The 26,586-nt window shown below is 70.8% G+C and carries 21 protein-coding genes and 1 pseudogene; 9 read left to right on the forward strand and 13 right to left on the reverse strand.

Features of this window, described 5'->3' with window-relative positions:
- Together AB0M11_RS36840 and AB0M11_RS36845 are read right to left on the reverse strand one after the other, a co-directional pair.
- Positions 1 to 80, reverse strand: a pseudogene (locus AB0M11_RS36840) (SAM-dependent methyltransferase); the annotation flags it as partial.
- A 76-nt stretch (positions 81 to 156) separates the two neighbouring features.
- A complete protein-coding gene (locus tag AB0M11_RS36845) occupies positions 157 to 2,022 on the reverse strand; it encodes a ricin-type beta-trefoil lectin domain protein (protein ID WP_365712545.1) in 1,866 nt (621 codons plus the stop codon).
- Positions 2,023 to 2,149: 127 nt separating this feature from the next.
- Here AB0M11_RS36845 and AB0M11_RS36850 point away from each other — a divergent pair, with 127 nt between their 5' ends.
- Positions 2,150 to 5,161: a glycoside hydrolase family 3 N-terminal domain-containing protein gene (locus AB0M11_RS36850; RefSeq protein ID WP_365712546.1), complete on the forward strand. Its 3,012-nt coding sequence runs from the start codon at positions 2,150 to 2,152 to the stop codon at positions 5,159 to 5,161.
- Positions 5,162 to 5,203: 42 nt separating this feature from the next.
- A complete protein-coding gene (locus AB0M11_RS36855; protein WP_365712547.1) occupies positions 5,204 to 6,571 on the forward strand; it encodes a hypothetical protein in 1,368 nt (455 codons plus the stop codon).
- A gap of 1 nt (position 6,572) precedes the next feature.
- Here the strand turns inward: AB0M11_RS36855 and AB0M11_RS36860 are convergent, their stop codons facing one another.
- Complete coding sequence (locus AB0M11_RS36860) at positions 6,573 to 6,995, reverse strand: MarR family transcriptional regulator (RefSeq protein ID WP_365712548.1); 423 nt, start codon at positions 6,993 to 6,995, stop codon at positions 6,573 to 6,575.
- Between the two features lie 62 nt (positions 6,996 to 7,057).
- Here AB0M11_RS36860 and AB0M11_RS36865 point away from each other — a divergent pair, with 62 nt between their 5' ends.
- Positions 7,058 to 8,119: an FUSC family protein gene (locus AB0M11_RS36865; protein WP_365712549.1), complete on the forward strand. Its 1,062-nt coding sequence runs from the start codon at positions 7,058 to 7,060 to the stop codon at positions 8,117 to 8,119.
- Positions 8,120 to 8,249: 130 nt separating this feature from the next.
- On the opposite strand, the gene AB0M11_RS36870 is transcribed toward AB0M11_RS36865, so the two are convergent.
- Both AB0M11_RS36870 and AB0M11_RS36875 read right to left on the reverse strand, forming a co-directional pair.
- Positions 8,250 to 8,843, reverse strand: a complete 594-nt coding sequence (locus AB0M11_RS36870) for a YdeI/OmpD-associated family protein (protein ID WP_365712550.1) — start codon at positions 8,841 to 8,843, stop codon at positions 8,250 to 8,252.
- A gap of 176 nt (positions 8,844 to 9,019) precedes the next feature.
- On the reverse strand, positions 9,020 to 9,616 hold the full coding sequence (locus AB0M11_RS36875; RefSeq protein WP_365712551.1) for a YceI family protein: 597 nt from the start codon (positions 9,614 to 9,616) through the stop codon (positions 9,020 to 9,022).
- Between the two features lie 454 nt (positions 9,617 to 10,070).
- Here AB0M11_RS36875 and AB0M11_RS36880 point away from each other — a divergent pair, with 454 nt between their 5' ends.
- The 3 genes from AB0M11_RS36880 to AB0M11_RS36890 are packed head-to-tail and all read left to right on the forward strand — an operon-like array spanning position 10,071 to position 12,802.
- Positions 10,071 to 11,666, forward strand: coding sequence for an acyl-CoA carboxylase subunit beta (locus AB0M11_RS36880; RefSeq protein ID WP_365712552.1), 1,596 nt, complete (start codon positions 10,071 to 10,073; stop codon positions 11,664 to 11,666).
- A 35-nt stretch (positions 11,667 to 11,701) separates the two neighbouring features.
- A complete protein-coding gene (locus tag AB0M11_RS36885) occupies positions 11,702 to 11,899 on the forward strand; it encodes an acyl-CoA carboxylase subunit epsilon (RefSeq protein WP_089098553.1) in 198 nt (65 codons plus the stop codon).
- A 54-nt stretch (positions 11,900 to 11,953) separates the two neighbouring features.
- Entirely contained in the window at positions 11,954 to 12,802 is an 849-nt protein-coding gene (locus AB0M11_RS36890; RefSeq protein ID WP_365712553.1) for a hypothetical protein, read from the forward strand.
- On the opposite strand, the gene AB0M11_RS36895 is transcribed toward AB0M11_RS36890, so the two are convergent.
- The 8 genes from AB0M11_RS36895 to AB0M11_RS36930 form a co-directional block, all read right to left on the reverse strand.
- Positions 12,799 to 13,380, reverse strand: a complete 582-nt coding sequence (locus AB0M11_RS36895) for an ATP/GTP-binding protein (protein WP_046729246.1) — start codon at positions 13,378 to 13,380, stop codon at positions 12,799 to 12,801. The two genes, AB0M11_RS36890 and AB0M11_RS36895, sit on opposite strands and share 4 nt — an antisense overlap.
- Positions 13,361 to 13,930 carry a DUF742 domain-containing protein gene (locus AB0M11_RS36900; RefSeq protein ID WP_365712554.1) on the reverse strand — a complete coding sequence of 190 codons (570 nt, stop codon included), beginning with the start codon at positions 13,928 to 13,930 and terminating at the stop codon, positions 13,361 to 13,363. The genes AB0M11_RS36895 and AB0M11_RS36900 overlap by 20 nt, the downstream gene beginning before the upstream one ends.
- A gap of 96 nt (positions 13,931 to 14,026) precedes the next feature.
- The gene (locus AB0M11_RS36905; RefSeq protein WP_004983065.1) at positions 14,027 to 14,440 is read right to left on the reverse strand and encodes a roadblock/LC7 domain-containing protein; all 414 of its coding nucleotides are present in this window, start codon (positions 14,438 to 14,440) and stop codon (positions 14,027 to 14,029) included.
- A gap of 10 nt (positions 14,441 to 14,450) precedes the next feature.
- On the reverse strand, positions 14,451 to 17,717 hold the full coding sequence (locus AB0M11_RS36910) for a nitrate- and nitrite sensing domain-containing protein (RefSeq protein ID WP_365712555.1): 3,267 nt from the start codon (positions 17,715 to 17,717) through the stop codon (positions 14,451 to 14,453).
- 392 nt (positions 17,718 to 18,109) lie between these two features.
- Positions 18,110 to 18,685, reverse strand: coding sequence for an ATP/GTP-binding protein (locus AB0M11_RS36915; protein WP_046729249.1), 576 nt, complete (start codon positions 18,683 to 18,685; stop codon positions 18,110 to 18,112).
- Positions 18,666 to 19,064 (reverse strand): DUF742 domain-containing protein, encoded by a 399-nt coding sequence (locus AB0M11_RS36920; protein ID WP_019058642.1) that lies wholly within the window; start codon positions 19,062 to 19,064, stop codon positions 18,666 to 18,668. Before AB0M11_RS36920 ends, AB0M11_RS36915 begins: the two co-directional genes overlap by 20 nt.
- 110 nt (positions 19,065 to 19,174) lie before the next feature.
- The gene (locus AB0M11_RS36925) at positions 19,175 to 19,588 is read right to left on the reverse strand and encodes a roadblock/LC7 domain-containing protein (protein WP_030382516.1); all 414 of its coding nucleotides are present in this window, start codon (positions 19,586 to 19,588) and stop codon (positions 19,175 to 19,177) included.
- A gap of 9 nt (positions 19,589 to 19,597) precedes the next feature.
- On the reverse strand, positions 19,598 to 23,404 hold the full coding sequence (locus tag AB0M11_RS36930) for a nitrate- and nitrite sensing domain-containing protein (RefSeq protein WP_365712556.1): 3,807 nt from the start codon (positions 23,402 to 23,404) through the stop codon (positions 19,598 to 19,600).
- Positions 23,405 to 23,970: 566 nt separating this feature from the next.
- Here AB0M11_RS36930 and AB0M11_RS36935 point away from each other — a divergent pair.
- The 3 genes from AB0M11_RS36935 to gltX all read left to right on the forward strand — a co-directional run bounded on the left by AB0M11_RS36935 (position 23,971) and on the right by gltX (position 26,537).
- The gene (locus AB0M11_RS36935; protein ID WP_365712557.1) at positions 23,971 to 24,159 is read left to right on the forward strand and encodes a hypothetical protein; all 189 of its coding nucleotides are present in this window, start codon (positions 23,971 to 23,973) and stop codon (positions 24,157 to 24,159) included.
- 124 nt (positions 24,160 to 24,283) lie between these two features.
- Positions 24,284 to 25,069, forward strand: coding sequence for a fumarylacetoacetate hydrolase family protein (locus tag AB0M11_RS36940; RefSeq protein WP_365712558.1), 786 nt, complete (start codon positions 24,284 to 24,286; stop codon positions 25,067 to 25,069).
- Positions 25,053 to 26,537 (forward strand): glutamate--tRNA ligase, encoded by a 1,485-nt coding sequence (gltX, locus tag AB0M11_RS36945; protein WP_365712559.1) that lies wholly within the window; start codon positions 25,053 to 25,055, stop codon positions 26,535 to 26,537. The genes AB0M11_RS36940 and gltX overlap by 17 nt, the downstream gene beginning before the upstream one ends.
- Positions 26,538 to 26,586 lie beyond the last annotated feature (49 nt).

The following is a 26,586-nucleotide window of genomic DNA, read 5'->3' on the forward strand; positions in this document are numbered from 1 at the left end:
CGGCCGTAGGAGAGGTCGGCGCCGCGTTCGGCGAGGAGCCTGCGGAAGCCCCGGCGCAGCCGGTTCGCGAGCTGGTGTTCGGCGCGACCGAGTCGGGTGGTGGGTGGGCGAGGGCCCGGGGGGTCCGGGGGGGCGGAGCCCCCTGGGCGAGGGCGCCTACTGCAGGTGCCACTTCTGGTTGGCGGCGCCCGTGCAGGACCAGATCTGCGCCCTGGCCCCGTTCGCCGACGAGTTGTCCGTGACGTCCAGGCACCTGTTCGCCGCCGTGTTCACCACGTCACCGGTGGACGAGTTGTACGACCACTGCTGCGCCCCGGTGCCGTTGCAGTCGTACAACTGCACCTTCGCGCCGTCCGCCGTCGACGCCGACGTCACGTCGAGGCACTTGCCGAGCGCCCTGATCGACCCGTCGGACTGCACGGTCCACTGCTGCGCGGTGGTGCCGTTGCAGTCGTAGAGCTGGACGGCCGTGCCGTTGGCGGTCGAACCTCCCGCCACGTCAAGGCACTTGTTCGCGAGCCCCACGAAAGCCCCGGTCTGGCTGCCGCCGCCCGACTGGGTGCCGGACCAGGTGAAGGTCGCCGAGGTCCTGCCGGGGAGCGCGTAGGTGGCGTGCTGGGACCCCCAGTTGATGGTCACCGTCTGCGCGCTCGACGAGCCGTTGTAGGCGATCAGCGCCTTCGAGCCGTCCGGGTTGCGCCAGGCCACGTTCGGCACGGTGGTGGACGCGGTGGAGGCGATCCGCTGCGCACCGGGCCGGACGAACTTCGTCAGGTGGCCCATGTCGTAGTACTCGACGGTGTAGTCGACCGTCCCGCTCGCGCCGTCCCCGTCGTGCACGGTGACCAGGCCCGTGCAGGTGCCGCAGCCGCCGTTGTGCGGGCCCATGTTCTGGTCCACGGCCAGCGACCACTTGGTCACCGACTTCGCCCAGTTGCGGGTGTAGTCGATGATGTCGGCCATGTCCTGCGCCTGCTGGTCGGTGATCCACGTGCCGCCGGAGTGCTCGGTGCCGAAGGCGTCCAGGGTGGGGTACCGGTCGTGCACGGTGGTCTGCTCGGAGACGTCACCGCCGTAGCCGTGCCAGGCGATCCCGCCGAAGTTGGGGTGGTCGCGGATCGTCGCGTCGTCGACGAGCGCGGCCGCGTACGAGTCGTACACGTCCCAGTTCCAGTCGTGCGCGAGGACCTTGGTGGACAGCCCGGCCGACTGGAGCTGCGGCAGCAGGTCGTTCTTGAGGAAGTACTGCAGCCCGGAGGCGTTCCAGCTCATCGACGGGTAGCCGGAACAACAGGTGGGCTCGTTCTGCGGGGTCACGTAGGAGACCTTGACGTCTTGTGCCTGGTACGCCTGGATGTACTTCACGAAGTACGCCGCGTAGGCGGCGTAGTCCTCCGACTTGAGCCAGCCCCCGTTGAGCGAACCGCTGTCCTTCATCCAGGTCGGCGCCGTCCATGGCGAGGCCATGACAGTCAGGGAGGGATTCAGCTGGAGCGCCTGCCTGGTGAGCGGCACGACGTCCGCGAGGTCGTGCGAGATGGAGAAGCTGTTCAGGTTCGGGTCGGTCTGCCCGGCGGGTACGTCGTCGTACGTGTACCCGTACCGAGCCAGGTCCGAGGCGCCCATGGGATTGCGCAGGAACGACAGACCGATGCCGTCCGTGGGGGAGAACAGCTTCTTCATGGTGGCGTCCCGGGTGGCCTGGGACAGCGCCCCGCTGCTGTTCATCAGCCAGGCCGCGGTGTCGGTGAAGGACGCGCCGCCGCCGGTGAAGGTCTGGTAGCGGGTGTTCTCGTCGACCGTGATGTTCGTGCCGCCGCCCCCGGTCCCGGAGGAGAAGGCGAACGGTGTCTGCGCCTGGAGCCCACGGGTGACATGGCGTCCGGCGGAGTCGTCGGTGGTGGTGAGGTACGCGGTGACCTGCTCGCCGGCCGCGTGCGCAGGCGGCACGGCGGCGCCGAGACCGGCCGCGGTGAGCAGCCCGGCCAGCAACAGGCGCAGGGTGTGGGGGGTTCTTCTCATGGGCACATCGCCCTTCCTGACGGGACGTCTTGACGGAGGTGCGAGCCGTTAGTTAACTCACGACGTGATCTAAGCCATGAGTGAACTGTGAGAGCCCCGAGTGAACCAGAGAGTCGAGGGAAGGTCCATGCCAAGAGCCGCCCTGCTCGTCTCCACCGCACTGCTCGCAGCCCTGATCCCCCTGTCCGCCGCCAGCGCCGCCGACGACCCGGCCCCCACCCCCGTCGACCGCTTCGAGGGGGAGGTCCCCTTCGCCTCCCAGCCCGCCGAGGGCATCTTCACCTGGGGAGGCGACAGCGACGACCCGCCCGCCCTCCAGCTCGCCGACCGCGCCGACGCCCCCGAGGGGGCGAAAGTCCTCGCCGGGACCTACGACATCAGCGGCTACGGCGGCTTCAGCCACGACTTCGCCGCGACCGAGCCCGCCCACGACTGGTCCGCGCACCAGGGCATCCGTTTCTGGTGGGACGGCCAGGACAACGGCAAGAAGGTCGCCTTCGAGATCAAGGACGGCGGCACCAACGGCGAGGCCTCCGAGCTGTGGACGACGTCCTTCACCGACGACTTCACCGGCTGGAAGCAGATCGAGATCCCGTTCACCGACTTCGTCTACCGGACCGACTACCAGCCGGTCGGCGGCATCGACCACGTCCTCGGCCTGACCCAGATGTGGGGCTACGCGGTCACCCTCCCCGTCGGGGTCAAGGGCCGGTTCGCCATGGACGACGTGGAGCTGTACGGCAAGGCGGACCAGGCGCTGCGGGCCTCCGTCACCACGGACGCGGCCGTGTACCCGGTGAAGGAGGGCGGCACGGCGAGCGTGAAGGTCACCGTCGCCACCACCGGCTCCGCCCCGATCGACGACCCGGTCACCGTCGCGTACACGACGGCGGGCGGCACCGCCGAGGCGGGCAGGGACTACCAGGCGGTCTCCGGCACCCTCACCTTCCCGGCCGGTACGGCCTCCGGGGCCACGCAGACCGTCAAGGTGCCGACGCTGAAGGACCGTTCGGCCGAACCGGCCGAGACCATCCCGCTGAAGCTCACCGTCACCGGCGCCAAGGCCCCCGCCGAGACCCCGCAGGTCGTCATCGACGCGCATGGACTGCCGTATCTTGACAGCAAGTTGCCCGTGAAGAAGCGGGTCGCCGACCTCCTCTCCCGGATGTCCCTGGAGGAGAAGGCCGGCCAGATGACCCAGGCCGAGCGCGGGGCGGTCGGCAGCGGCGGCGACATCGCGGCGTACGACCTCGGCTCGCTGCTCTCCGGCGGCGGCTCCACCCCCACGCCCAACACGGCCGCGGCCTGGGCGCAGATGATCGACGGCTTCCAGCTCAGGGCGCAGGCGACCCGGTTCCAGATCCCGCTGATCTACGGCGCCGACGCCGTCCACGGCCACAACAACCTGGCCGGCGCCACGATCACGCCGCACAACATCGGCATCGGCGCCACCCGCGACCCCGGGCTCGCCGAGAAGGCCGGCGCGGTGACCGCCGCCGAGGTCCGGGCCACCGGCGTCTCCTGGGACTTCGCCCCGTGCCTCTGCGTCACCCGTGACGAACGCTGGGGCCGCTCCTACGAGTCCTTCGGCGAGGACCCGGCGCTGGTGAAGTCCATGGAGACCGTCATCCAGGGCCTCCAGGGCCGCGCCGACGGACGGGACCTGAAGGACGACGACAAGGTCCTGGCCACCGCCAAGCACTTCGTCGGCGACGGCGGCACGGCCTACGGCTCGTCCACGACCGGGACCTACACCATCGACCAGGGCGTCACCACGGTCACCCGGCAGCAGTTGGAGGCCGTCCACCTGGCGCCGTACCGGACGGCCGTGGACCGGGGCATCGGCACCGTCATGCCGTCGTACTCCTCGCTGGAGATCATCGGCGACGGCCGGGGCCCGGTGAAGATGCACGCCCGCGCCGACATGATCAACGGGGTGCTCAAGGGCCGGATGGGCTTCAAGGGCTTCGTGATCAGCGACTGGAACGCCATCGACCAGCTCCCGGGCGACTACGCGTCGCACGTCAGCACGGCCGTCAACGCGGGCGTCGACATGATGATGGTGCCGTACAGCTACCAGGACTTCACGAAGACCCTGATCGACCAGGTGAAGGCGGGCACCGTCAGCGAGCGGCGCATCGACGACGCGGTGTCCCGCATCCTCACCCAGAAGTTCCGGCTGGGCCTCTTCGAGCACCCGTACGCCGACACGTCCGGCGCCTCGAAGATCGGCTCCACCGCGCACCGCGCCGTCGCCCGGCAGGCGGCCGCCGAGTCGCAGGTGCTGCTGAAGAACTCCGGCGGCGTGCTGCCCCTGAAGACGTCGGAGAAGGTGTACGTCGCCGGGTCCAACGCCGACGACCTCGGCAACCAGACCGGCGGCTGGACCATCACCTGGCAGGGCGCCTCCGGCACCCACACCACCGGCACCACCATCCTCCAGGGCATGCGCAACGCCGGGGGAGACGTCACCTACTCCCAGGACGCCTCGGCGCCGACCGGCGGCTACGACGTGGGCGTCGTCGTGGTCGGCGAGACCCCGTACGCCGAGGGCGTCGGAGACGTCGGCAACGGCAACGACCTGGTGCTGTCCGCTGCCGACCAGGCAGCCGTGGACAAGGTGTGCGCGGCCATGAAGTGCGCGGTGCTGGTCGTCTCCGGGCGCCCCCAGCTCATCGGCGACCGGCTCGGCGAGATCGACGCCCTGGTGGCGTCCTGGCTGCCGGGCACGGAGGGCGACGGCGTGGCCGACGTGCTCTACGGGAAGCGGGCTTTCACCGGTCAGCTCCCGGTCACCTGGCCGAAGTCCGAGGCGCAGCTGCCGATCAACGTGGGCGACGCGTCGTACGACCCGCAGTACCCGTACGGCTGGGGACTGACCACCCTGACCAGGGTGCCCAAGGGCGGTGAGGCCACCCTGAGGGCGCTCGGCGCGGCGGCGAGGGCGGCCGAGCGGGCGGGCGCCGACGCGGCCGGCCGCAAGCTGGTCGGCAAGGCCCGGCTGCTGGTCCAGGCGAAGATCGGGCAGTCGGTCACCGCGGCCGTCTCCAAGCCCTTCGCCGACGCGGACCACCTGCTGCTGACCGGCAGGTACGGGGCGGCGGTGGAGAAGCTGGCGGAGGCGTACCGGGCAGCGTAGGAGGACAGCGCTCCCGGTGAGGCTTCGGGGTAGGTTCGAAGCATGAAGGCGGTGCGACGGACCACCCGAAGCCTCCCGGGGCTGCTCTTCCTGGCGCTCGCGCTGGCGCTGCTCGCCCTGACCACGGCCGCCCCTCGGGCCGGCGCGGTCACCGGCGTCTCGGCGATCGCGGACGCCCTGCGCAAGAACCCGGTGTACGTCGACCCGGCGGCCGCCGCCCAGCTCTCCGCGGCCGACGCCGACAGCCTGGCCCGGCAGATCAAGGACGCGGACAAACCCCTGTTCATCGCCGTCCTGCCGGCCGGCTATCCCACCAAGGACCTCTTCACGAACCTGCGCACCGCCACCGGCGTCACCGGCCTCTACGCCGTCCGCCTCGGCGACCGCTTCGACGCCCGCGCCGACGCCTCGGTGCTGCCCCGGACGGCCGTCCAGAACCTGGTCACCAGCGTCCAGGGCGAGAGCGCCGGGACCCAGCTGACCGACTTCACCGACCGCGCCCTGGCCAACATGGGCGGCAAGGCCCCCTCGTCCTGGGGCGGCGGCACGAGCGGCTCGGGAGTCTCCAGTACGGCGCTGATCGCGCTCGGCGCCGTGGTGGTGGCCGGCGGGGCGGGCGCGTACGCCCTGGTCCGCCGCAACCGGCGACGGCACGAGGAGGAGCAGCGGGCCGCCCTGGACCGGCTCCGGGTGGTCGTGGACGAGGACATCACCGCGTTCGGCGAGGAACTGGACCGCCTCGACTTCCACCCGGCCGAGCCGGGCGCCGACGACGCGATGCGCGCCGACTACGAGCGGGCGCTGAACGCCTACGACCAGGCGAAGTCCGCGATGGCCGGCGCCCGCAGGCCCGAGGACGTCCGGGCGGTCACCGAGACCCTGGAGGACGGCCGCTTCTCGCTCGCCCGGCTGGCCGCCCGCCGCGAGGGCCGACCGCTCCCGGAGCGCCGCCCGCCCTGCTTCTTCGACCCCCGGCACGGCCCCTCGGTCACGGACGCCACCTGGACCCCGGCCGGCGGCGCGCCCCGCGAGGTCCCGGTCTGCGCGGCCGACGCCACCCGCCTGGCCGACGGCCGCGACCCCGCGGTCCGGGAGGTCGACACCGACCACGGCCGCCGCCCCTACTGGGACGCGGGCCCCGCCTACGGCCCCTGGGCGGGCGGCTACTTCGGCGGCGGCATCCTCCCCGGCCTGCTCATCGGCACCGCGCTGGGCGGCTGGATGTCGGCCCCCGCCTACGCGGCCGACTACGGCACCGGGTACGGCGACTTCGGCGGCTTCGACACCGGCGGCTACCAGGGCGGCGACGTGTCGGGCGCGGACTTCGACCCCGGGGACTTCGGCGATTTCGGCGGGGGAGGCGGCGACTTCGGGGGCGGGGACAGCGGGGACTTCGGCGGCGGCTTCTGACCTACGCCGTGTCCCCCAGCCGTTCCATCACGGCGGCGGCGAGCAGCAGCACCCCGCGCTCGGTCTCGCTCAGTGACTCGAGGGCCCCCGCCAGCCAGGCGTCCCGCTGTGCCATGTCGTCCTCCAGCGCCCGCCGCCCCTCCTCGGTGATGCTGAGCACGGACTGCCGCCCGTCGGACGGGGACGGCGCCCGCCCGACCAGCCCCTCCGCCTGCAGCTCCGCGAAGACCCGGGTCAGCGACTGCGGCCGCTGCCGCTCGGCGGCCGCGACCTCACCCGGCGTGGACGGCCCGCGCCGGTAGAGGTGGCCGAGGACCGACAGCTGGTTGGGACTGAGGCTCCCGTCCCCGCGCTCCTGCCGCAGCCGACGGTTGAACCGCAGGACGGCACGACGGATCAGGGCGGCTTCGGTGAGGTGGTCCATGGCAGAAGATCGTACGCGAATACTTACTATTCGACGCCGAACAATCCCGGTACTCTCAGCTCGTGACCGCCACACTCATACGCAATGCGTACGAAGCCGGGTTGACGATGACGGCCGTCCTGCTCTGCTGGGGAGCCGCGCTGGCGCTGGAGGGGGCGGCCGGGCTGCACACCGACGTGCTGGTCCTGGCGGTCGCCCTCACCCTGACCCTCTCCTCGACCCAGCGCACCGCCGACACCCGCCGACGGCTGATCTCCCTGGTGCTGCTGCCCGCGACGGCCGCCGCCTCGATCTTCGTCGGCCGTCTGCTCGCCGCCCACTACGCGGCGGGCGCGGCCGTCTACACGGCCGGGATGGCGCTGGCCATCTGGATCCGCCGCTACGGCCCGGCCGCCACCAAGGCCGGCACGCTCATCGCCCTTCCGCTGGTCGCCCTGCTCGTGGTCCCGGGCCCCGCGCTGCCGCGCGAGGCGCAGAGCGGTCTGGTGACCTGGGCTTGGTCGGCGCTGATCGCGACGCTGGCGTGCTGCTCGGTCTGGCTGGTCCAGTCCCTGGGCGACCGCTTCGGTCCCTGGCGCCCGGCCCCCACCCCCGAGCCGCCCGCACGCCGTTCCCGTCTCCACCCCCGCCCCAGTACCCGCATGGCCTTCCAGATGGCCGCCGGGATCGCTGCCGCCTTCGCCGTCGGCCACCTGCTCTTCCACGACCACTGGCCCTGGGTCGTGCTCACCGCCTACGTCGCGGCGAGCGGCAACCGCGGGCGGACCGACGTCGTGCGCAAGGGAGTCGAGCGCCTGGCCGGCGCCTGCGTCGGCACGCTCCTGGCCACCGGCGTGGCGGCGGCGGGCATCACCGGCCACACCGCGGTGGCCCTGATGTTCACGATCCTCACGATCGCCCTCTGGCTGCGCCCCCTCAGCTACGCCTACTGGGCCGCCGGCATGACCTGCGCCCTCTCCCTCCTCCTCGGCTACTTCGGCCAGAACGCCGAGTCGTTGCTGCCGACCCGCCTGGAGGGCATCGCGGTGGGCGCGGTCCTGTCGGTGGCGTCGGCGTGGTGGCTGCTGCCGGTACCGAGGCGCCGCGGGCCCGGCGCGACCCGGCCGGCGGTGGCGGCAAGCTAGGCAAGCCAGTGGTGCCAGGCGGCGAGTGCCAGGCGCGGAGAGCGGCGAAGGGGCGGGGCCGCTGGTCAGCCGTGGGACCCGCAGTTCGGGGTACGGGAGTGACCAGGTACGGCCTGGCCCCACTCCGCCGCTACGGGTGCGGTTTCTCGCCCCTCCCCAGCATCGCCACGTACGTCTCGATCCGGCGCGCCCGGGTCTCCGCCTTCTTGGCGTCCTGGATCCGGTACAGGATCGCGTAACGGTTCTGCCGGTCCAGTGTCTCGAAGAACGCCGCCGCGGCCGGGTCGGCGGTCAGGGCCGTCGCGAGGTCGTCCGGCACCGTGGCGGTCCTCGCACTGTCGTAGGCCGCCTCCCAGCGGCCGTCCGCCTTGGCGCGGTCGACCTCGGCCTGTCCCGGCGGACGCATCCGGCCCTGCTCGATCAGGGCGGCCACCTTGTCGCGGTTGACCTTGGACCACCTGCTGCGCGGCCTGCGCGGGGTGAACCGCTGAATCCACCACTGGTCGTCGAGCTTGGCCTTCTGGCCGTCGATCCAGCCGTAGCAGAGCGCCACGTCGAGCGCCTGGGCGTAGTCCAGCGTGACGATCCCGGGGCCCTTCTTGCGAAGCTTGAGCCAGATGCCGGGCGAGACGGCGTGGTTCTCACCGAGCCATTCCTCGAACGCCTCGGCGGATGCGAATGCGACGGTCTCCAGTTCCTGAGTCACCCCAGCAGCGAACCACATCCGGCCGATCGTCCGCCGGTACTTGCGCCGCTGGTGACCGGGGTCCCGCAGGGGCGCGGGGACTGGTACCCGTCCGCCGCCCACCAGAAGCCGGCACACGCCGAGCGCCGCCCTCGGGGGAGTGGAGGGCGGCGCTCGGTGGGTGCGCTCGGGGGCGGCGGGGCGACGCCCTGGGCTCACGCGTTCTTGATCGCCGAGATGTCGAAGTTCAGCTTGATCTTGTCGGAGACGAGGACGCCGCCGGTCTCCAGCGCCGCGTTCCAGGTGACGCCCCAGTCGGAGCGCTTGATCTCGGCCTTGCCCTCGAAGCCGACGCGCTCGTTGCCGAACGGGTCCTTGGCGGCGCCGTTGAACTCCAGGTCGATGGTGACCGGCCGGGTGACGCCGAGAATGGTGAGGTCGCCGGTGATGCGGTAGTCCTCGCCGCCGAGGGCCTCCGCCGAGGTGGAGCGGAACGTCATCGTCGGGAACTCGTCGATCTTGAAGAAGTCGGCGGACTTCAGGTGACCGTCACGGTCGGGGCTGCCGGTGGTGATGCTGTCCATCTTGATGTCCAGCGAGGCCGTCGACTTCGACGGGTCGGTGCCGTCCAGGTGCAACGCGCCCTCGAACTCCTGGAAGCTGCCCTTGACGTTGGTGACCATGGCGTGGCGGGCCACGAAACCGAGCGTGGAGTGCGCGGGGTCGATCGTGTAGTCGCCGGTCAGCGCGGCGGTGTCGGCGTTCGCGCCGGCGGCGGTCGTCTCGTCGTTCTTGCGGCCGAAGATGCCCATGACGTGCTCCTTGGGGGACGGGGGCCGCGTTGTCGAACGGGGTCGACGGGGAAGGCGCGGCCTTGATGTTTAACGTTCAACGAACTCAACGAGAGACACCGTAGACCTATTCCGTTCAATATTCAACATCATCTGCCGGCGTGTCCTGTCGGCACGCAGAGTAATGGCTCGGTCTCCCTTCCGGCGGCGTGACCCGCGGGGGGAGCGGCTAGGGTTTGTGCGGGGAACCGCCGTCCGGAGCGCTGTGTCACTCCGCGGGTGGTATGGGCCACCGGTGAATGTGAGCCGGGTCTCGGCTCCGGCCTTTGTGGCACCCCTACAACGGTGCGGCCCTCTGAGCAGTCGGAACGACTGCATGGGGTTCTGGTTCTGTTCAGTGCTTCCAGGAAAACACGTCGGAGACTGTACGGAGTCGACGTCTCGTATTCCTTGGTGTCCTTCGTAAGGTCACTACATGACCGTTTTGGAAGAGACGACGGGCGAGCCCACCGGTGAACCGACGGACGCGCGCGGGCGGGTCGCCGAGCTGCACGAGATCCGTGCGGCGGCCGTGGCGGGCCCCAGCGAGAAGGCGACCGAGGCGCAGCACGCCAAGGGCAAGCTGACGGCCCGGGAGCGCATCGAGCTGCTCCTGGACCCGGGTTCCTTCCAGGAGGTCGAGCAGCTGCGCCGGCACCGCGCGGTCGGCTTCGGTCTGGAGGCCAAGAAGCCGTACACCGACGGTGTCATCACCGGCTGGGGCACGGTCGACGGCCGTACGGTCTTCGTCTACGCGCACGACTTCCGGATCTTCGGCGGCGCCCTGGGTGAGGCCCACGCCACCAAGATCCACAAGATCATGGACATGGCCATCGCGGCCGGTGCCCCGCTGGTGTCGCTGAACGACGGTGCCGGCGCCCGTATCCAGGAGGGCGTCAGCGCCCTGGCCGGCTACGGCGGCATCTTCCAGCGCAACACCAAGGCGTCCGGCGTCATCCCGCAGATCAGTGTGATGCTCGGCCCGTGCGCGGGCGGCGCGGCCTACAGCCCCGCCCTCACCGACTTCGTCTTCATGGTCCGCGAGACCTCGCAGATGTTCATCACCGGCCCGGACGTCGTCAAGGCGGTCACCGGCGAGGAGATCACCCAGAACGGCCTGGGCGGCGCCGACGTCCACGCGGAGACCTCCGGCGTCTGCCACTTCGCGTACGACGACGAGGAGACCTGCATCGCGGAGGTCCGCTACCTGCTCTCCCTCCTCCCGCAGAACAACCGCGAGAACCCGCCCCGGGTGGAGTCGGCGGACCCGGTCGAGCGTCGCAGCGACGTCCTCCTCGACCTCGTCCCGGCGGACGGCAACCGGCCGTACGACATGACCAAGGTCATCGAGGAGATCGTCGACGACGGCGAGTACCTGGAGGTCCACGAGCGCTGGGCGCGGAACATCATCTGCGCACTGGCCCGGATCGACGGCCAGGTGGTCGGCATCGTCGCCAACCAGCCGCAGGTGCTGGCCGGCGTCCTGGACATCGAGGCCAGTGAAAAAGCTGCGCGTTTCGTTCAGATGTGTGACGCTTTCAATGTTCCGATCGTCACATTCCTGGACGTACCGGGCTTCCTCCCCGGCGTCGACCAGGAGCACGGCGGGATCATCCGCCACGGCGCGAAGCTCCTCTACGCCTACTGCAACGCGACCGTGCCCCGGATCTCCCTGATCCTGCGCAAGGCGTACGGAGGTGCCTACATCGTCATGGACTCCCAGTCGATCGGTGCCGACCTGACGTACGCCTGGCCGACGAACGAGATCGCGGTCATGGGCGCCGAGGGAGCGGCCAACGTGATCTTCCGCCGGCAGATCGGCGCGGCCGAGGACCCCGAGGCCATGCGGCAGAAGATGGTCAAGGAGTACAAGGCCGAGCTCATGCACCCCTACTACGCGGCCGAGCGCGGCCTGGTCGACGACGTCATCGACCCGGCCGAGACCCGCGAGGTGCTCGCCAGGTCGCTGGCGATGCTGCAGACCAAGCACGCCGACCTGCCGTCCCGTAAGCACGGCAACCCCCCGCAGTAATCCTGCGGAAACCTCTCTCACGGAGACTGACACCCATGAACGTGCCTGACATCCGCGTCGAGAAGGGCAACGCCGACCCGGAGGAAGTCGCCGCCATCACGGCGGTCCTCCTGGCCCGCGCGGCCGCCCGGCCGACCGCCGACACCGAGCAGACCCACCGAGGCCGCGCCAAGGCCGGCTGGCGCCGCCTGGAGCGCGAGAACGGCTTCCGCGCCCCGCACAGCTGGCACTGAGCCCCCGGCACGCCACCCGCACACGACGACCGTCGGCCCCGCCCCCCCTTCCGGGTGACGGGGCCGACGGCGTGCGCGGCCGTCAGGCGTCTGCGGCAGCTCGTCGGGCGCTGCCTGGAGAAGGATCCCGGGCGCCGCCCGACGCCCGAGGAGATCGTCGCCCTGTGCGGGGCGGACCGTCCGCGGGAGCTGGCCTGGCTGCCCACGGCCGCCGCCGCCCGGCTGGCCGCCCGGCGCAAGGAGGTCGACGACACCCTCGCCAGGGCCGCCACCCGTCCTACCGTGGTCCGCGTCCGGCTCACCGCCGTTCCGCTCGTCCTCGCCACGGGCATCGCCGTCGCCGTGGCCCTGACCGTGGGCCGCCCCGGAAGCTCCACGCTGACCATCACCCCACCGGAGACCGGCGACCCCACGGCCTCGGCCTCGGCCCGGTCGACGGCCACCGCGAGCCCGTCCGGCACCCCGACACCCGGCGCCCGGCACTCGGCCGCCCCCGGCCGTTCGGAGTCCGGGGCCGCCCTGTCGGGTCAGGGCGCCGCCGGCACGCGGAAGCCGTCGCCCTCCCCGAGCGCCTCGGGCGGCGGTACCGGTCAGAGCCCGAAGGTCACCTGGACCGGCTACGCGGGCACCGGCTGCGCCTCCGCCGACGCGTCGAGCACCAGCTTCAACGCCCAGGACGGCCAACACGGGCCCCACCGGAGGCCGGGGCGTGGTCGCCGACATGGTGACGGCGAACTGTTCCTGAAAACACCGAGGGCCCCTTCCGAGAAGGGGCCCTGCAAGCGCCCCTTCGGGGGCGCGAGGCTGTCATCGATGTGCGGCTCCGCCGCGTGGGCGCGATCAACCAGGAACCACCGGCAGTCGGCGTACCACCAGCCGCGGCTGCCCCGTGGCCGAACCTAACGCAGCCGAGCCATGAGAGCGTGCTCCACGAGCGTGATCAGCGCGCTCTTCGCGTCGGCGCGGTGCCGCGCGTCCGTCGTGATGATCGGCGTGTCCGGCCCGATCTGCAGCGCCTCGCGGACCTCTTCGGGGTTGTAGGGCTGGTTGCCGTCGAACCCGTTGAGGGCGATGACGAACGGCAGGCCCGAGTTCTCGAAGTAGTCGACCGCCGGGAAGCAGTCGGCGAGACGGCGGGTGTCGACGAGGACGATCGCGCCGATGGCGCCGCGTACCAGGTCGTCCCACATGAACCAGAAGCGGTCCTGACCGGGGGTGCCGAACAGGTACAGGATCAGGTCCTGGTCCAGGGTGATGCGGCCGAAGTCCATGGCGACCGTGGTGGTCGTCTTGTCCCCGGTGTGGGTGAGGTCGTCGATGCCGGCAGACGCGGACGTCATCACGGCCTCTGTGCGCAGCGGGTTGATCTCCGAGACGGCGCCGACGAACGTGGTCTTGCCCACGCCGAAGCCGCCCGCCACCACGATCTTCGCGGAGGTGGTGGAGCGGGAAGGACCGCCGCTAGAGCTTGCGAAGTCCACTGAGCACCCTTTCGAGCAGTGTCACGTCTGGCTGGCCACCGGCGTTCTCGTCGCCGCCGGGCTGATGGATGGCGACCAGGCCCGCCTCCGCCAAGTCGGCGACGAGGATCCTGGCCACGCCGAGAGGGATCGTCAGGAGGGCCGAGATCTCGGCCACCGACTTGATCTCCCGGCAGAGGTTGCAGATCCGCTGATGCTCGGGCAGCTGGCCCTGCATCTGGTGCGGCTGTGCGGTGGTGTGCACCAGCGCCTCGATGGCGAGCTGGTACCGCGGGCGGGTCCGTCCGCCGGTCATGGCGTACGGACGCACCAAGGGGTTGTTGGACCCCGAGGCCGGCGCCGACTCGGGGCGACGCTGCGGCTGCACCGGCTGGATGCGCGGCGCCGGCGGCTGGTCGTACGGCGAGGGACCAGGGCCCTGCGGAGCGTACGGCTGCCGGTGGCTCGGCGCGGAGGGGAAGTTGTACCGGTTCCCGGCACCGTCGCCCTGGCCCTGCGCAGGCCCGTACGACCAGTTGCCGTGATGAGAACCACCTGGGGGTGTTGCCACTTTCTCTCCTCCTCCGACCGTGCCGGGCACCCATCCTTGTGGAGCCGCGTCCCGAAACCTTACGGCCCCGGGACGCCAAAACGCACCGTCTGACTATTAGTTGAGAAGGCTTCCCTGGAGTTCCGCACGAAGATCCGGGGTAAGAACCGTGCCCGCGCGGTCCACCAAAAGGGCCATCTCGTACCCAATCAGGCCGATGTCGGCCTCCGGGTGGGCCAGGACCGCCAGCGAGGAACCATCGGAAATGGACATGATGAACAGGAAACCCCGCTCCATCTCCACAACCGTCTGGTTCACGCTGCCGCCCTCGAAGATCCGGGACGCGCCTGCCGTCAGAGACGTCAGACCGGAGGCGACGGCCGCGAGCTGGTCGGCGCGGTCGCGGGGGAAGCCTTCGGACATCGCCAGAAGGAGTCCGTCGGCGGAGACCACCACCGTGTGGGACACCCCCGGGGTGTTGTCCACGAAGTTGGTGATCAACCAGTTCAGGTTCTGTGCCGCCTGGCTCATCGGGCTCACACTAACGCTCCTGGTTGTAGGTGCTGTCAGGACCGAAGCCCTGGCCGTTCGTTTCACTGCCTGCGCTGCGCCCGCGCTGGACGCCCCGACGCAGGTTGCTCAGCCTGCCCCGGACGTCCTCCGGGGCACGGGAGACCTGTGGGCCTCCCTGGGGGGTGCTCGCGGCGGCTCCCTCGACCAGGTTGGCCTTGGGCACCCGCCGCGGCAGGCCGGAGGAGGTGACCCCGCCCGCCTTGGGCTTCCGCAGCGCCGAGGCCTGCTGCCAGCGCTCGTCGTTCTGTGAACGCCAGGAGCTGTCGCCGCCTGGTTCCGGAGCCGTCGGCGCCGCGGCCGGAGCCTGCTGCGCGGGAGCCGCGCCGTTCGCGCCGCCCCCGGTGCCGGCGGCGGAGCCGCGGCGGGGCAGCCCGGCGTCGGTCAGCTGGTGACCGGCGGCGGGGGCCGCTCCCGGACGGTCGAAGCCTACGCGGTTCCGCTCGCCCACGTCACCGGCCTGCGCCGACTCCGCTTCCGGAGCGTACTGGGCCGGGTAGCCGTTCTGGTAGCTGTCCTGCTGCGGCCAGTCGTCCTGGTAGGGCTGCTCGCCGAAGGACGGGAACGCCTCGGCGGCCGCTGCCTGCGCGGGCGCGGGCTCCTCCGGGGCAGGCTCCGGATAGGCGGGCTCCGGGTAGCCGCCGCCCGCACCGTTGCCGGGGAACGCCTCGGGCGAGAACGCGTCGTTCTGCGGCAGGCCGCCGTTCGGCGCGTAGTACTGCTCGTCGTACGCGGTCTGCTGCTGCTCCTGGTACGCCGGCTGCCCGTCGTAGCCCGTGGGCTGCTCCTGGAAGCCCGTACCGTTCGTGCCGTAGCCCTGCCGGCCGCTGTCGAACTCGTCGACGTACGCCGGGATCTCCGAGGTCTCCTGCGGCTCCTGGGCAGGCTCTGTGCCCTGCGAGGGCTGCGCCTGGGCCTCCAGGGCCGCACGGCGCTCCTCGCGCAACAGCGAGCGGCCCACGGGGTCGAGGTCGCGGATGTCGTCGGGGACCTCGATGTAGCGGCTGTCGTCGAAGCCGAGTTCCGCCGCCGTACGCATCGGCTGGAGCTGCGGCTGGCCGAAGCTCTCGGCCTGGAACTGCTGCTCCGGGATGATCTGCGAGACCGTGAACTCGTCGCGCTCCAGCGGTTGTTCGCCGCCACCGCCGTGCGTGATCGCGTCCGGCAGCATGACCAGGGAGGTGGTGCCGGCCTGCTCGCCGGAGGGGCGCAGCTGGACCCGGATGCCGTGCCGGTCGGACAGCCGGCCGACCACGAACAGGCCCATGCGCTGGGAGATCGCGGCGTCCACGGTCGGCGGGTTGGCCAGCTTGTGGTTGATGTCCGCGAAGTCCTCGGCGGTGAGGCCGATGCCCTTGTCGTGGATCTCGATCATGACGCGGCCGTCGGGCAGCCGGGTCGCGGTGACGCGGACCTTGGTCTGCGGGGAGGAGAACGTGGTGGCGTTCTCCAGCAGCTCGGCGAGCAGGTGCACGAGGTCGGTCACGGCACGGCCGTGGATCTCGGCCTCCGGGACGCCGGAGAGCTCGATGCGCTCGTACTGCTCCACCTCGGAGGAGGCGGCGCGCAACACGTCGACCAGCGGGACCGGCTGGTCCCAGCGGCGGCCGGGCTCCTCGCCGGCGAGGACGAGGAGGTTCTCGCCGTTGCGGCGCATACGGGTCGCGAGGTGGTCCAGCTTGAAGAGGTTCTCCAGCTGGTCCGGGTCGGCCTCGTTGTTCTCCAGGTCGGTGATCAGGGTCAGCTGGCCCTCGATCAGCGACTGGTTGCGGCGCGACAGGTTGGTGAAGATCGCGTTGATGTTGCCCCGCAGCAGGGCCTGCTCGGCGGCGAGCCGGACGGCCTCGCGGTGGACCTGGTCGAAGGCGCGGGCGACTTCGCCGATCTCGTCGGTCGAGGTGATCGGGATCGGCGCCACCCGGGTGTCGACCCGGCCGGGGTCGGTGCGCGAGAGCTGGTCGACCAGCATCGGCAGGCGCTGCTCGGCGATGCCGAAGGCGGCGTTGCGCAGCTGGCGCATCGAGCGGGACATCTGGCGGGCCACCATGCCGGCCAGGATGAACGCGGCGAGCAGCGCGACCATGACCGCCGCGGCGGTGATGAACGCGTCCGTCTTGGCGTTGTCGGCGATGTCGGAGGCCTCGCTCACCGCCTTGTCGGCCATGTCCGACTCGATGGTGCGGTAGGCGTTGTACTTGAGGGTGTTGACCGTCCACCAGTTCTCGGCGGTGATGCCCTGGGTGGCCAGCGCCTGGCGGGTGGCGGCGTCGGTGTCCTGCAGAGTCGCCAGCGCGGTGACCATCGTGGTGGTCTTGGCCGGCGGGGGCACGTAGGTCGGGTCCTTGGCCTTGGCCTGCTGGACCAGCGCCGCGCCGTCCGTCTTGATCTTGGCTTCGAGGTCGGTCAGCTTCTGAGCGTCGGCCTCGGTACCACCGCCGACGTACTCCTCGACGGCGATGCCCTCGAGGTAGGCGTACGAGGAGAGGGCGACCCGCTGGGTGGCCAGGTTGCCGGCGTCCGGGCCGGGCTTGACCAGCAGGTGCATGCCGATCGACCGCTCCAGCGACAGGGCGGCCTTGGTGAGCGAGATGGCGTAGACGGTACGGCCGTAGGAGGTGATGTTTCCGGTGCCCAGACCGAGCTCGTTGGCGAACTCCATCAGGGGGTGGGCGACCTCGACGTACCCCTCTTCGGTCTTCACGCCGCCGAGCTTGCTGGTGTACGCGGCTTCACGCAGGGTCGTGAGCTTGGGCTCGGCCTCGCGGAACAGCTTCAGCCGGCGCTCCAGGCCCGGCTTGTTCGGCATGTTCTTCGCGGCGGCGTCGAAGGCGTCGGCGGCCTTGTCGGTCTCGGCACGCGCCTGGGTGACGGTCGCCTTGTCCTTGTTCAGCAGGATCGGCGCCGCGCTGACGTCGCGCTCGTTGTAGAGGGCGTCGCCGTAGGTCAGGGCGGCACGGACCAGGCGCGCGGTGTTCTCCGCGTCCCGGGCGTCCTGCCAGGTGTCGATGGAGCTCTTCACCTGGAAGCCGCCCATGACCAGTCCGACGCCCACGGGTATGAGCAGGATCGCGTTCAGCCTGGTCGGCACTCGCCAGTTCCGCGGTGAGAAGCGGCCGCCGCTCTTCGCGGGCGCGGCCGGTGGTTCCGCGGCTGGCACAGGGGTGGGCGCCGCAGCGCGCGGCGGCGGGGTGAAGTTGCCCCGTGCCGACGGCTCGGGACCGTTCTTGCTTCGCCTCACTCGACCAACAACCTCTCGGCGGCGGGCACCTGTCGTCGTGCCGCAGTCTCTCAGAGCCCGGTGTGTCATCGACCACTACTGAGTACGTCTTTGACTATTGGGCAGTTCAGGCATTCCAGCACGGGGGCCGGTGCACTTCCAAACAGTCCGTAGGGACAGAGCATGGTGATGTAAGCCCCAGATAAAACGGTCATAAAGAGCGAGCCCCGCCAAAAGGCGGGGCCTTTGTGCGCACAGCGGCACCGCACGACCGCGACGCGTGGCGATACCACCGGATTCCTCTGCCGAAACGTTATGAACACCGGAGCCGACCGTGTCAAAGGCCACAGTCGGCTCCGGTTTCCATACGACAACTGCCATACATGTCGACCGATTTGGGTACCGCGTCGCGGCTACCGCAGGCGCGCCATGAGGGCGTGCTCCACCAGCGTGATCAGCGCGCTCTTCGCGTCGGCGCGGTGCCGGGCGTCGGTCGTGATGATCGGCGCGTCCGGTCCGATCTGCAGCGCCTCGCGCACCTCTTCGGGTGTGTAGGGCTGGTGTCCGTCGAAGCCGTTGAGGGCGATGACGAACGGCAGACCGCTGTTCTCGAAGTAGTCCACCGCCGGGAAGCAGTCGGCCAGGCGCCGGGTGTCCACGAGCACCACCGCGCCGATGGCACCCCTGACCAGGTCGTCCCACATGAACCAGAAACGGTCCTGACCGGGTGTGCCGAACAGGTAGAGGATCAGGTCCTGGTCGAGCGTGATACGGCCGAAGTCCATGGCCACCGTGGTGGTGGTCTTGTCCCCGGTGTGCGTCAGGTCGTCGATGCCCGCCGAGGCGGACGTCATCACGGCCTCCGTGCGCAGCGGGTTGATCTCGGAGACCGCTCCCACGAAGGTGGTCTTGCCGACGCCGAAGCCGCCCGCCACCACGATCTTCGCGGAGGTGGTGGCCCGGCCTCCGTCAGAGCTTGCGAAGTCCACTGAGCACCCTTTCGAGCAGCGTCACGTCCGGAGCGCCGCCGTTGTTCTCGTCGCCGCCCGGCTGGTGGATGGCGACCAGGCCGGCCTCGGCGAGGTCGGCCACCAGGATCCGGGCCACACCGAGCGGCATGGCGAGCAGTGCCGAGACCTCGGCCACCGACTTCACCTCGCGGCACAGGTGGCAGATGCGCTGGTGCTCCGGGAGCAGCCCCATGAGTGCTGCCGGGTCGGCCGTGGTGCTGATCAGCGCCTCGATGGCGAGTTGGTAGCGCGGCCGGGTCCGGCCGCCGGTCATCGCGTAAGGACGTACCAGCGGCTGGTCGCCCTCGTCCCCGTACGGCTCCGCGTACGGATCATGAGAGGCGGTGGGCGGGGTCATCGTTCCTCCGGGCGGGACAGCAAGTCGGTCGGGCTAGCCGTCGGACGTGGCCGGTGGGGGGATTGTGGCGGCCGGACGGTGATTTGGTGAGGCGGGTTGGATCCGGGCTGTCAGTGGAGCAGACTGCCTTGCAGTTCGGCGCGCAGGTCGGGCGTGAGGACGGCGCCCGCGCGGTCGACCAGCAGCGCCATCTCGTAGCCGACCAGGCCGATGTCGCACTCGGGGTGGGCCAGCACGGCGAGCGACGAACCGTCGGAGATGGACATCAGGAAGAGGAAGCCGCGTTCCATCTCGACGACCGTCTGCGCCACGTTGCCGCCCTCGAAGATCCGGGACGCCCCGGCCGTCAGCGAGGTGAGCCCGGACGCGACGGCTGCCAACTGGTCGGCACGGTCACGGGGGAAGCCTTCGGACATCGCCAGAAGGAGACCGTCGGCGGACACGACGACGGTGTGGGACACACCAGGGGTGTTGTCCACGAAGTTGGTGATCAACCAGTTGAGGTTCTGTGCCGCCTGGCTCATCGGACTCAACTAACGCTCCTGCTGGTGAGTGGGGCTCGGGAAGCTGCCGGTCTGCGGGCCGGGTGCGGCCTGCCTGCCCTGCGCGATACCCCGACGGAGATTGGTCAGCCGGCCGCGGACGTCATCAGGCGCACGCGAGACCTGCGGACCGGTGTGGTGCTGTTGCTGCTGAGCCGTGCCCGGAACCAGGTTCGCCCGGGGCACCCGGCGCGGCAGACCGGAGGTGGTGACACCGCCCGCCGCCGGCTGCCGTACACGCTCCGCCTGCCGGACGAGGTCGTCGTTCGGGGAGGTGCGCCAGGCAGTCTGGGCGGGACGCTGGGGGGCCGCGGCGGCGGGCGCCGGCGGCTGGGTGGGGACCGGCGGGACGGGCGGAAGCGACGCCGCGCCGTTGCCCTGCTGCGGAAGCTGTTCCTGCTCCTGGCCGCCGTGGAACCAGTTGGTCTCCAGCGTGTCGTACAGCGGGGTACGACCGTCACCGGGACCGGTGGCCGGCGGCAGTGCCTCCGGCTCCTGGCGGACCGGCGGACGCTGCGGCGCACCGAAGTCGATGCCGCGGCCGTTGGTGGCCTGGCGGTCGAACTGGCCCGTGGTGTGGCGGCCGTTGCCGTTCTGGCCGTTGACCGGGTAGCCGTTCTGGCGGCCGGGCAGGGAGTGCTGTCCGGTGCTGCTGCCGTCGAAGGACGGTGCGGCGAACTGGCCGGTGGAGCCGTTGTCGTAGGCCTGCGGAGCGGCGAACTGCCCGGTGTTCTGGGAGCCGTTGTGCGGCGCAGCCGGCGTGCCGAAGACGTCGGAGCGCACGAACTGGCCGGAGTCCTGCTGGCCGTTGACGTCCGGCCGCGGGAAGGAGCCGGTGTCCTGCGGGCCGGTGGTGCCCGGCCGCGGGAACGACCCCGTGTTCTGCATGCCGTTGGGCGTGCCGAAGTCCGGGCGCGGGAACTCGCCGGTCGACGGAGCCTGCGGGATCGCCGGCATCTGCGAGGTGGCGCCGAGGTCCTGCCGGTCGTCGATGCGGGGCATCGGCGCGGTGTGCGTCGGGTCCTGCTCGTCGTGGCCGCGCGGGGTGTCCAGCGAGGCACGGGAGAGCGGCGGCTGGGCGTTGTCGTCGCTCCAGCTGGGCCGGCCCGCCGGCGGGTTGCCGCCGGGCAGCTCGGCCCGCGGGCCGCCGCGCGGCGGCAGCTGGGGCTGACGGCCCTGGTCGGAGGGGTTCGCGGAGCGCTGCGGCGGGACCGGCGCGCGGTTGCCGAAGGCGTCCTGCCCGCCGAAGGAGTCCTGCGGGTTGCCGAACGCGTCCTGGTTGCCGAAGGCACCGGCACCCGTGTTCGGCCGGCCCTGCGCACCACGGCCACCGCCCGGTCCACCGGGACGGCCGCCGTTCTGGCCCGCGCCGGGCAGCGCGGCCCGGGGACCCTGGCCGGCGCCGAGCAGGCCGCCGCCGGAGGGAGCGCCGGAGCCGAGGCCACCGCGTCCGCCGGGAGCACCGGCACCGCCGCCGAGCGCCGGTGCGGGGGAACCCGCGCCGAGCGAACCGGGAGCGCCACCCTGGCCGTTGCCGCGCCGGGCGGCGGCCGCACCGGCCGCGGCCTGCGCGGCCGCCGGACCACCGGACGGCACCGGGGCGCCGGGCTTGCCGGGAGCGGGCTTCTTGCCGCCCTGGGCCACGTCGACCGGGAGCATGACCAGCGCGGTCGTACCTCCGGAGTCGGACGGGCGGAGCTGGATGCGGATGCCGTGCCGCTGGGACAGGCGGCCGACCACGAACAGACCCATGCGGCGGGAGACCGAGACGTCCACGGTGGGCGGCGAGGCGAGTCGCTCGTTGATCGCCGCGAGGTCCTCGGGGGAGAGGCCGATACCGGTGTCGTGGATCTCGATCAGGACGCGGCCGTCGGGCAGCGCGTGACCGGTGACCTTGACCTTGGTCTGCGGCGAGGAGAACGAGGTCGCGTTCTCCAGCAGCTCGGCGAGCAGGTGCACGAGGTCGTTGACCACGCGGCCGGCGACCTCGGTGGTGGGCACGGCGGCCAGCTCGATGCGCTCGTACTGCTCCACCTCGGAGGCGGCGGCGCGGAGCACGTCGACCAGCGGGACCGGGCGGGTCCAGCGACGGCCGGGCTCCTCACCGGCGAGGACGAGGAGGTTCTCACCGTTACGGCGCATACGCGTCGCGAGGTGGTCGAGCTTGAAGAGGGAGGACAGCTGGTCCGGGTCGGCCTCGCGGGACTCCAGTTCGGAGATGAGCGAGAGCTGACGCTGGATGAGGCCCTGGGAGCGGCGCGAGAGGTTGGTGAACATCGCGTTGACGTTGCCCCGCAGGAGGGCCTGCTCGGCGGCGAGGCGGACCGCCTCGCGGTGCACGTCGTCGAAGGCGGCGGCCACCTGGCCGATCTCGTCCCGGGAGTGCACACCGACCGACTCCACGGACGTGTCGACGTCCTGCGGGTCGGACTCGGAGAGCTGCTTGACCAGCTCGGGCAGGCGGTCCTGGGCGACCTTGGTGGCGGTCTCCTGGAGGCGGCGCAGTGAGCGGATCATGGACCGGGCCACGATGAAGGCGCCGACCAGGGAGACACCGAGGACGAGCAGGATCAGCGCACCGGAGATGATCGCCGACTGCTCGGAGGAGCTGCGCAGCTCGCGCGCCTTCTGCTCCATGTCCTCCAGCAGGGTGTGCTCGATCTTCAGCATCTGGTCGATCTTGGTCGAGCTGTCGTCGACCCAGTCGAGGTACGACCGCCTGCTGAGCTCGTTCAGACCGTTCTGGGCGCCGAGCGCACGCTTGGCGTAGGTGTCCGCGGCCTCGATCGTCGGGTTGTTCCCGTCGATCGGGCTGAGCAGGTCGGCCGCGTTGCCGGCGTAGATCTTCCGGAAGATCGTCAGCTCGGAGGTCTCGCTCTCCTGGGCGGACTCGCCGTACAGGCGGTCGTTCTCGGAGAGGTCACCGGCGCTGGTGCCGTTGGCGGGCAGGGCCGCGGCGATGACGGCGCGCTGCACGGACGCGTATTCCTTGGCGGTGGAGAACGCCGCCAGGGCGCGGGTGCGCTGGATCATCTCCGGGTTGCTGGAGGCCTGCGCCATGTCCTGGGAGAGGTCGATCAGCTGGGTGATCAGCCGGTGGTAGGCCTCGACCGTCTGGGTCGAGTTCTCCCGCTGCTGATACGCGTCCTTGCGGATCTTCGCCAGGTCGTCCAGCTGGCCGGCCAGACCGACGAGGCTGTCGCGGACGCCCTGGAGCTGGCCGTTCTTGCTCGCGGTGTCGATTTCCTCGGAGGCGTTGAGGAAGTTGTCGCGGGCGCGGTCGGTCTTGGCCTCCAGGCCCGTGACCGAGACGCTCGTGGGCGACGTGCCGTGCGCCAGCGGACCGGCGGTCTCGTCGCGCTCGTCCTGGAGCGCGGCGGCCAGCTCGGTCGCCTGCTTGGTCATGTCGGTCAGCAGCTTCATGTTGTCGAGCTGCTGGATGTCGTCGAGCGACTGGTTGATGCGCACCGCGCCCAGCGTCGTCGCCGCCACCACGGGGAGCGCGAGCAGCGACACCAGGCGCGTGGAGATGCGCCAGTTGCGCAGGGCCATCCGCGAGCCCGGGTTCGACGACCCCTTGGCGGGCTTGATCGCCGGAGCGGGTGCCGCGGCGGCCGGCTGGGGGCCCGAAGACGCCGACACGGCGGGGCGCCCGGAGCGCTCACCGCCGTCACCGACACCACCGGCCGAAGCCGGGCCCGGATTCTGGGCGTGCTGGGGCGAGGAACCGCGGTCGGTCCCGCCGTGCGCCTCCGGCTCCGCCGGAGCGCTGCCATCCCTCTTGAAACGTCCCTGCACTAGCGTCGCAACCTCTGGACCAGGCGCCCTTCCGGGAAGGGAAGGACACGGTGTCGGCGTGGTACGGGGGAGCGCCCTGAATGCGCCCCCTGGTGGTTGTGGGTGTGACCGGCGCTGCTCCCCCTGTCTCACCGCCACTCGGCGCTGTTGCGCCCCCTGCGCGCCGGCTCGATCCCGCGGCGGTCCGTGGAATTCCAGCACAGTGCCGGATCTCCAACAAGGGCCGTGGGCCGAGCTGTGACCTGTGTGACAGCGTGTGAGTGACACGTTACGAGATGTGGAAGCCGTTCGCGTACATACCGGACGTATCCCTGCCCTTTGCCGACGTGCGGGCCGTGTCCCAGTCGCCATGATCAGGAGCGGAATGACAGCTTCAGTTCGTCAATGTCCGTTTCGTTGCGGTGAGTTGCCAGTCGGAAATGACCGCTTTGCCCCTGCCTCAGTGAGCAAACTCACATGCGGATCAAGGGCTGTTGGCGAGTTCGGCCGGGAATTCGATGTTTAGCCTGACGCTTTACAAGAGGGAAGTCTCTGCCAACCCACACACGACAGGGCCCATCACAACCGTGAAGACGACGATGATGTTCCGCAACATAGCCAACCCCCGGCGCACCACCCTCGCCCACCTCAAGGACGCCGAGGAACTGCAGACCCCCGAGCTGCCCGAGCACTCCGTCGATCTCCCCTCGCAGACCGCCAACCCCCGGCGCACCATCCTCATGGAGATCCCGGCCGGCACCTCCGTCGCGGAGTAGTACGGGACCCGGCCGCCGATCACTCACCCACCCGGTGACCGGGTTATTCCCCGGCGGCCGCCCCTCACCGCGTTAGCCTGGAGCGTCAGACTCCAGCCGGCTCAGTGAGGGGCGCCAGGATCCCGTGCGCATCGCCAGGTTCTCCATCGACGGGAACGTCGCCTTCGGCGCCGTCGAGGGCGACAAGCAGGACGAACTCGTCCTCGACATCATCAAAGGCATTCCCTTCGCGGACTTCGAGCTCTCCGGCACGAAGGTCCCGCTGAGCAAGGTCCGGCTGCTCCCGCCCGTGCTCCCCAACAAGGTCGTCGCCTACGGCCGCAACTACGTGGAGCACACCAAGGAGCTGGGCAACGAGGTCCCGGACGTCCCCTTCGCCTTCTTCAAGCCGTCCACCTCGGTGATCGGCCCCGGCGACGACATCCAGTACCCGTCCTTCTCCCAGGACCTCCACCACGAGGCCGAGCTGGCCGTGGTCATCGGCCGCATGTGCCGCGAGGTCCCGCGCGAGCGCGTCGCGGACGTCATCCTCGGCTACACCTGCGCCAACGACGTCACCGCCCGCGACGTGCAGCAGCGCGAGAAGCAGTGGGCCCGCGCCAAGGGCTTCGACACCTCGTGCCCGCTCGGCCCCTGGGTGGAGACGGACCTGGACCTGGCCACCGCGTCCGACCTGACCATCCAGCTCACGGTCAACGGCGAACAGCGCCAGCTCGGCCGTACCAGCGAGATGATCCACTCCGTCGCGGACCTGGTCGTCCACATCACCGAGGCCATGACGCTGCTCCCGGGCGACGTCATCCTCACCGGCACCCCGGCAGGGGTCGGCCCCCTCCACGTCGGCGACGAGGTCGCCGTCACCATCGAAGGCATCGGCACTCTCACCAACAAGGTTGTCAAGCGTGGCTAGCGCACCCGTCCGCGTACGTTTCTGCCCCTCGCCCACCGGTAACCCCCACGTGGGCCTGGTCCGCACCGCCCTGTTCAACTGGGCGTTCGCCCGGCACCACCAGGGCACGCTCGTCTTCCGCATCGAGGACACCGACGCGGCCCGCGACTCCGAGGAGTCCTACCAGCAGCTCCTGGACGCGATGCGCTGGCTGGGCTTCGACTGGGACGAGGGCCCCGAGGTGGGCGGCCCGCACGCGCCGTACCGCCAGTCGCAGCGCATGGACATCTACGCCGACGTCGCCGCCAGGCTCCTGGACGCCGGTCACGCCTACCACTGCTACTGCTCCCAGGAGGAGCTGGACACCCGCCGCGAGGCCGCCCGCGCCGCCGGCAGGCCGTCCGGCTACGACGGCCACTGCCGTGACCTGAGCGCCGAGCAGGTCGAGGAGTACCGGGCCCAGGGCCGCACGCCGATCGTCCGCTTCCGGATGCCCGACGAGACCATCACCTTCACCGACCTGGTCCGCGGCGAGCTCACCTTCACCCCGGAGAACGTCCCGGACTACGGCATCGTCCGCGCCAACGGCGCCCCGCTGTACACCCTGGTCAACCCGGTCGACGACGCCCTGATGGAGATCACCCACGTGCTGCGCGGCGAGGACCTGCTGTCCTCCACCCCGCGCCAGATCGCCCTCTACAAGGCGCTGATCGAACTCGGCCTCGCGCAGCGGATCCCCGCCTTCGGACACCTCCCCTACGTCATGGGCGAGGGCAACAAGAAGCTGTCCAAGCGCGACCCGCAGTCGTCCCTGAACCTCTACCGCGAGCGGGGCTTCCTGCCCGAGGGCCTGCTCAACTACCTCTCCCTGCTGGGCTGGTCGCTCTCCGCGGACCAGGACATCTTCACGATCCAGGAGATGGTCGCCGCCTTCGACGTCTCCGACGTGAACCCCAACCCGGCCCGCTTCGACCTGAAGAAGTGCGAGGCGATCAACGCCGACCACATCCGCCTGCTGGAGGTGAAGGACTTCACGGAGCGCTGCGCCCCCTGGCTGAAGGCCCCCTTCGCCCCCTGGGCCCCGGAGGACTTCGACGAGGCCAAGTGGCAGGCCATCGCCCCGCACGCGCAGACCCGCCTGAAGGTCCTCTCGGAGATCACCGAGAACGTCGACTTCCTGTTCCTGGCGGAGCCGGTCGAGGACGAGGCGTCCTGGACCAAGGCGATGAAGGAGGGCAGCGACGCCCTGCTGGCCACGGCCCGCGAGAAGCTGGAGTCGGCCGACTGGACCTCCCCCGAGTCCCTGAAGGAGGCCGTCCTGGCCGCCGGTGAGGCCCACGGCCTCAAGCTCGGAAAGGCCCAGGCCCCGGTCCGGGTGGCCGTCACCGGCCGCACGGTCGGCCTGCCGCTCTTCGAGTCCCTGGAGATCCTGGGCAAGGAGAAGACGCTGGCCCGGATCGACGCGGCGCTGGCGAAGCTGGCCGCGTAACACCAGGCACGTGCGAGGGGCGGGACCCCGGGACTCCGGGGGGGGCCCC

Origin of the sequence: Streptomyces sp. NPDC051987, assembly GCF_040680735.1 — a bacterium.
Taxonomy (GTDB): Bacteria; Actinomycetota; Actinomycetes; order Streptomycetales; family Streptomycetaceae; genus Streptomyces.